The 6,853-nt window shown below is 38.8% G+C and carries 5 protein-coding genes and 1 rRNA gene; all 6 read right to left on the bottom strand.

Features of this window, described 5'->3' with window-relative positions:
- Positions 1-61: ribosomal RNA gene (locus tag PCY11_RS10065) — 16S ribosomal RNA — on the bottom strand; the annotation flags it as partial.
- A gap of 249 nt (positions 62-310) precedes the next feature.
- Entirely contained in the window at positions 311-1,237 is a 927-nt protein-coding gene (locus PCY11_RS10060) for an ATP-binding cassette domain-containing protein (protein ID WP_003010296.1), read from the bottom strand.
- Positions 1,238-1,247: 10 nt separating this feature from the next.
- A complete protein-coding gene (locus PCY11_RS10055) occupies positions 1,248-2,315 on the bottom strand; it encodes an ABC transporter ATP-binding protein (protein ID WP_003010293.1) in 1,068 nt (355 codons plus the stop codon).
- A gap of 11 nt (positions 2,316-2,326) precedes the next feature.
- On the bottom strand, positions 2,327-3,253 hold the full coding sequence (gene oppC / locus PCY11_RS10050) for an oligopeptide ABC transporter permease OppC (protein WP_301362733.1): 927 nt from the start codon (positions 3,251-3,253) through the stop codon (positions 2,327-2,329).
- The gene (locus PCY11_RS10045) at positions 3,253-4,752 is read right to left on the bottom strand and encodes an ABC transporter permease (protein ID WP_021154493.1); all 1,500 of its coding nucleotides are present in this window, start codon (positions 4,750-4,752) and stop codon (positions 3,253-3,255) included. The genes oppC and PCY11_RS10045 overlap by 1 nt, the downstream gene beginning before the upstream one ends.
- A gap of 73 nt (positions 4,753-4,825) precedes the next feature.
- Positions 4,826-6,811: a peptide ABC transporter substrate-binding protein gene (locus PCY11_RS10040; protein ID WP_201090000.1), complete on the bottom strand. Its 1,986-nt coding sequence runs from the start codon at positions 6,809-6,811 to the stop codon at positions 4,826-4,828.
- Positions 6,812-6,853 lie beyond the last annotated feature (42 nt).

Below are 6,853 nucleotides of genomic sequence, written 5' to 3'. Positions count from 1 at the left end.
CTTGCATGTATTAGGCACGCCGCCAGCGTTCATCCTGAGCCAGGATCAAACTCTCATTAAAATAATTGTTTGTCTTAAACTCATTCTGTCACTGACAGATTTATTGTTTTTTATTGTTCAGTTACTATAACTTTCGTTATAGCGCCCTGCACATTGGTTCGTCTTGTTCAGTTTTCAAAGGTCTTTGTCGCTCTCGCGCGACAACTATATTAGTATATCATGACCTACCCTTACTGTCAACACTTTTTCTCAAAAAAATTTATTTTTTTGAAAGTTTTTTTGAAATAAAAAAATAGAGAGGGAATCCTCTCTATTTATATTCTTGTCTGTATTTGTTTTCTTCAGCTTTGTTAGCCCATACATAATGACCTGGTTTAATTTCAACCATTTGTGGTTTATCTTCAGAGTAATCATGTTGTTCTGGATCGTAGATTTTTAGAACTTTTTTACGTTCTAGAATTGGATCTGGAATTGGGACTGCTGAAAGTAGGGATTGGGTGTATGGATGGATTGGGTGATTAAATAGCTCTTCAGTTTCTGCTACTTCTACAATAACCCCTTTATAGATAACTGCAATACGGTCAGAAATGAAGCGCACAACTGACAAGTCATGGGCGATAAAGAGATAGGTCAAGCCTAATTCTCTTTGGAATTTTTTCAAAAGGTTCAAGACCTGTGCACGTACTGAAACGTCAAGGGCTGAGATTGGTTCATCCGCAATGACAAATTCTGGTTCCATGACAAGAGCACGGGCAATACCGATCCGTTGACGTTGACCACCTGAGAATTCGTGAGGATAACGTGTCAAATGTTCTGCTAGAAGCCCAACTTCATGCATAATATTTTTTACTTTTTCCTGACGTTCTTCTTCGCTGTTAAACAAATGGTGGTTGATCAAACCTTCGGAGATAATATAATCAACTGTAGCACGTTCATTCAAACTTGCTGCTGGGTCTTGGAAGATCATTTGAATTTTACGGATCAACTCTGATTTTTCACTATGAGAGTTTTTTCCGTTGATCTTGCGACCGTCATAAATAATTTCTCCAGCACTTGTATCATTCAGACCGATGATCGCACGTCCAATTGTTGTCTTCCCACTTCCTGATTCACCAACAAGAGAGAAAGTTTCTCCCTTATTAATGAAAAAGTTGGCGTTCTTTACAGCAACGAATTTTTTACTTCCTTCACCGAAGGAAATTTCTAAATCTTTAATTTCAACTAATTTTTCAGTCATTTCCTTCCTCCTATTCTGTAATGTGAGTGAAGCCCATTTTTGAGCCAATCTTTTCGTGAAGGTTTTCGATTACTTCTGGTTTATGAACTGTTGGTGCATCTGGATGGAGCAACCATGTCTTAGCCCAGTGAGTATCGGTTACTTTGAAAGCAGGTGCCTCTTCTTCAAAATCAATCTGCATCGCATAGTCTGAACGAAGTGCAAAAGCATCTCCTTTAATCGGAGCATACAATGAAGGCGGAGTTCCTGGAATAGAGTAAAGATCACCATCTGAGGTTGACAATTGAGGCAAGCTTGAAAGCAAGCTCCATGTGTAGGGATGTTTTGGATCGTAGAAAATTTCTTCTACTTTACCAAACTCAACAATTTCTCCAGCATACATAACGGCTACTTTATCTGCAATACTTGCAACCACACCTAAGTCGTGGGTGATAAAGATAACTGTAAATTGGTATTCTTTTTGAAGGGATTTCAACAAATCAATGATTTGCGCTTGAATGGTTACGTCAAGGGCTGTTGTTGGTTCGTCACAGATTAAAATATCTGGACGGCAGGCCAAGGCGATGGCAATAACGATCCGTTGACGCATCCCACCTGAATATTGGAATGGATACTCATCAAAACGACGTTCAGCATCTGGAATTCCAACTTTCTCCATATAGTCCAAAGCCATTTCTTTGGCTTCTTTAGCTGTTTTCCCTTGGTGTTTGATAATGACTTCTGTAATTTGTGAACCAATTGTGTTGATTGGGTCCAAACTTGTCATTGGGTCTTGGAAAATTGTAGCGATCTTAGATCCACGAATATTTTCCCAATCTTTATTCGATTTCAAATCTGTCAATTCTTGACCACGGTATTTAATCGAACCTTGAGCAATACGGCCGTTATCTTCTAACATTCCGGTGAACGTTTTTGTCAAAACTGATTTCCCTGAACCTGACTCACCAACTAAGGCAAGAACTTCACCTTCTTCTAGCTCAAGCGATACGCCACGAATAGCTGTCAATACGCGATCGCGCACGTCAAATTCCACTACGATATCTTGAGCAGATAAAATAATATTGTTATTTGATGTCATATCTACTCCTCCTATCTATGTGTACGTGGGTCGCTGGCATCGGCCAAGTTTTGTCCGACGATAAAGAATGACAAGGATACTAAAATCAAAACGGTAAGCGGAATCCAGAATAGGTAGGCATTTGTAGTTACGTTTTGAGAATAGTCAGAAATCAACCGTCCCAAACTTGGAACTGTAATTGGAAGACCAAGTCCGAAGAAGGAAAGGAAAGCTTCGTAAGAAATAAAACTTGGTAACATTTGTGATGTTTGGGTCACGATAACAGATACCAATTGAGGTAAAATATTTTTCGTAACAATTTTCATTGTTGGTGTTCCTAATGTTCGGCTGGCAAGGTTGTACTCCAAATCACGGTAACGCATGATTTGGACACGAATGGTATAAGCAATTCCGATCCATCCTGTTAAGGACATGGCAAGAATTAAGTTCCAGAAACCAGATCCCATTGAGTAAGTCAAGACGATAACGATCAACATAAATGGAATGTTTGAAATAACGTTATAAACTTCCATCATGATACGGTCGATAGATTTTGAGATCCCCCAAATTCCACCAACGATAACTCCGACTACCACGTTAATAACAGTTGCGATGAAGGAAATGATAATTGAATTCCGAGCACCAAACCAAACTCCATCAAAGAGGGATTTACCGTTATTATCTGTACCAAAGAAAGCTTTGGCACTTGGTGGATTCAAACGTGCTGAAAAGTCATTTACCTTACTTACGTCGTTGTAATCAAAATTTGAAAACATAGGATAGACAAAACTCATCAAGAGAATCCCAATCAAAATAGCAAGCATAATGATAGTGGTTCTTTTTTTCAAGAATTGTCTGAATACAGATTTCCAGTATGAATACGCTGGAGCATCGATTACTTCAGAGGCAAAGTCATCGCGTTTTACAAACTGAAATTTATTTTTATCGATTGTAGCCATTATTTGCCTCCTTTCGTATTCGTTAATTTAATCCGTGGATCAAGCACTGTCATCAAGATATCACCTAACATGGCAGCAAAGATACCAAGTGATGTGAAGATGAAGACAAGTCCGATGACCATGGTGTTGTTTGATGCCTTAATAGAGTCAATCAACATTTTACCCATACCTGGGAAAGCGAAGACTGTTTCAGTAAGTGTCGCACCTGAGATAACTCCAATGATAGAACCTGGAATACCAGATACCAATGGAACCATCGCATTTTTGAAGATGTGTTTTCTTGAGATCTCACGTTCTGACAATCCTTTTGAACGAGCAAAACGGACGAAATCTTGCGAATGGATATCGATCATGTAACGACGAATCCAAACTGCGATAAATGGCGCACTCAACAAACCAAGAATCAGAGACGGCAATACATATGAACGCCAGTCCTGTGCTCCAAGTACTGGGAATGAGTCTGGAAGTCCAACAAATGAACCTGCTAGACGCACAATGTAAACAAGGGCAATAGTTGGAAGAGACATCATAAATGTCAAGGTTGCTGTTGAGATGCTATCAAACCATGAGTTCTTGAACAGAGCCATGTAAGACCCTAATGGGATCGCAATCAAGTAGGCAATCGCAATACCAATCAAACCAATGATTGAAGAAGATGCAATCATGGATGGATTCTCATAGTTGCTCAACGTTGCTGTATAGGCATCCCCTTTACCAAATCGACTGATATCTTGTGAGTCTGCCTTACTTGGTGATTTGTAGGTACGTGAGTAGATATCGATGGAAGATGTCTTTTTACCTGTTGGGAAGTTCACTTCACTCTTCTTAGTGGTTCCTTGTCCTTGGGTAATAACTTGAAGAACAGGGGTATTTGAATAAGTTGGATATGAATTTCCAAGGTTTAAGGTCACAAAGTTTTGGTGTACATATGGGAATTGACCATTAAAGTACAAGAGGTATTTGTGTTTCGTACCAGAACCTACTACTGACCAACCAATAGATGGATCATTTTCAATTCGGATATAGCGTTTGAGGTTTGGATTTGAGGCATCTTTCACCCAACCTGGATGATCAAATTGAATCAAATTCGCATAGAAACTGATGACACGTTCAAAAACCGGAATTTCACGCACCGCATAGAAAGACTTACTTTCTGGGAAACGTTTCAACTGCCAACCATGACCTAATTTGTTAATGTATTCTTTATAGATCTTTTCATTAGCAGTCGTCGCATCAACTGTTACAGAAGAATCTTCTTTACTTGCTTTTTGTTGCAAGCTCTTTGAATCCATGTATTCCAAATAACCCATGCGATCGTAGACAGTATTTTCGTAGTTGATCTTCGAATCTTTTGTCTTCGCTACTTTATTGTAGTTGGGGTCATTTTTAAAGATGAGATTTCTCGGTGTTAGCGTATAGATAATCATGTAGGTTAATGTCGTGACGAGAAAGATCGACACTAACGAACGCAAAATACGCATAAAAACATATTTTTTCATATTTCATTCCTTTAATGTCCAAAAGAACTTTCTCCCCTAGAAGAGAAAGTTCTAATGAAAAGCAATAATTTAATTATTTAACGTGTTTTTCAAGATCTTGTTGAGCTTTTTTGTTTGACTCAGCTTTTTCTTTTTGCCATTTTTCACGTGCTTGTTCGTATTGTTTCTTAGTAACAGGTTCATCTTGAACTTCTACATATTTGAAGTATGCTGATCCTTTGTTACCAGCTTGAGCTGAAGCACCAGAGAATGGTACCACTTTAGAGATAACAGTTGCTGCTCCTGATGATGACATTGTAGGTACTACAATTGCGCTATCTGTCAACCAAGCTTGAGCTGCTGCATATTTTTCATAACGTTTCACAACATCTTGTGTTTCGTTGTTTGCATCGTCAAGAAGTTTTGCAAACTCATCCAAACCTACAGCTTTAGCTGATGGGTTATCTACACCACCTGCAAAACCAAGGTAAACTTTTGTTTGATCTTCTGAAGATGGTTGAAGCGTATCAAGGTAAGTTGATGGATCTTGATAGTCTGGGTTCCAACCGACCATACCTTGAAGATCCCAATCTGCATCTGCTGCTGATGGTACGTTCAAAGTAAGGTTCATTACTTCATCTTGGTCCATCATTTGAAGGTCAACAACGACATTGTCTTTACCAAGAGTATCTTCCACTGTTTGTTTCAATGATTGCATACGTGTAACTACACTTGTTGCATTTTGAATAACAGGAACGTCAATATGAATTGGGAATTGAACGCCGTCTTTTTGAAGTTCAGCTTTGGCTTTTTCAAGTTGTGCTTTGGCTTTATCTTTGTTGTAAAGACCATCTTGACCATCTGCAAGGTTGATACCCTTCCATTGGTCTCCATAAGTAGTCAACTTATCTGCAACTACATTTCCGAAGTCTTTTCCATCTACTTGTACGAATGCAGGTGCAACATATGTATTACGGATAGCTGGTTTAGCAAATTCTTTACCATTGACTTGTGCTGAGTAGTTTTCACGGTTCAAGGCAAAAGTGATGGCTTGACGGAAATCTTTGTTCAAGATTGCTTTCTTAGTAGAAGATTTTTCAGCATCTGATTTCTTAGCAGTGTGTTTGTAAGATTGACGATCGATGTTGAAACCAAGGATTGCTACACCTGAACCAGCTGGTGTGTTATAGATATTGTCCTTGTATTTTTTCTCTACTGTTGCAAAGTTTGAGCTTGATGGGAAAAGACGAGCAGCTGTATAAGCTCCATCAGAGAAACCACGTGCCAATGAATCTTGGTCTGATCCATCGTAATAAGTAAGTTTTACTTCCTTGACGTGAACGTTTTTCTTATCCCAGTAGTTGTCATTCTTTTCAAATACAACAGATGATTTTGATGTAATAGATTTAAGAAGGAAAGGTCCGTTTGCAAGTACTGATTTCACATCGTTTGGTTGACCAAAATCATCTCCCTTACTCTTCAAGAACTCTGTGCTAATTGGGAACAAGATTCCGTTTGTTGTTTTAGAGTTCCAGAAGGTTTCAGGTTTGTTCAATGTATATTGAAGTGTGTAATCATCAACCGCTTTGACACCAACTTGGCTGAAGTCTGTAGTTTTTCCTTGCACATAATCATCCAAGCCTTTGATTGAGCCTTGAACTAGTGGAAGTTCTTCTGATTTTTTATCAGCAGCGTGTTTCAAACCAGTCACGAAGTCTTTGGCAGTCACTTCACCGCGTTCTTCACCATCTGCATCGTACCATTTAACACCCTTACGAATCTTGTAGGTATAAGTCAAACCATCTTTTGAAACAGACCAATCTTCCGCAAGTGATGGCACAAGATTTCCATACTTGTCATTTTCCATCAAACCGTCTACGATGTTTGTAGTGAGATCTTGAGTGGCAGATTTAGAAGACACAGTATAGTCCAAAGTTGTTGGATCAGTAGTGTAGACATAACCATAGTTTTTGTCTTCGCCTGAGCTTGCTTTGCTAGTATTTGAACTAGAACATGCAGCTAACAATCCAGCTGCAAGGAGTGTTACTCCGGCAACTGCAAATACTTTACCTTTTTTCATAGGAATTCTCCAATAGTTTTTTTAGATTTGTTTAAGATTATA

The organism is Streptococcus sp. SP8, assembly GCF_030440045.1.
Classification (GTDB): domain Bacteria; phylum Bacillota; class Bacilli; order Lactobacillales; family Streptococcaceae; genus Streptococcus; species Streptococcus parasanguinis_I.
The sequence above is the reverse complement of the archived record's forward strand: the minus strand, read 5'-3'. Positions and strand labels throughout refer to the sequence as shown.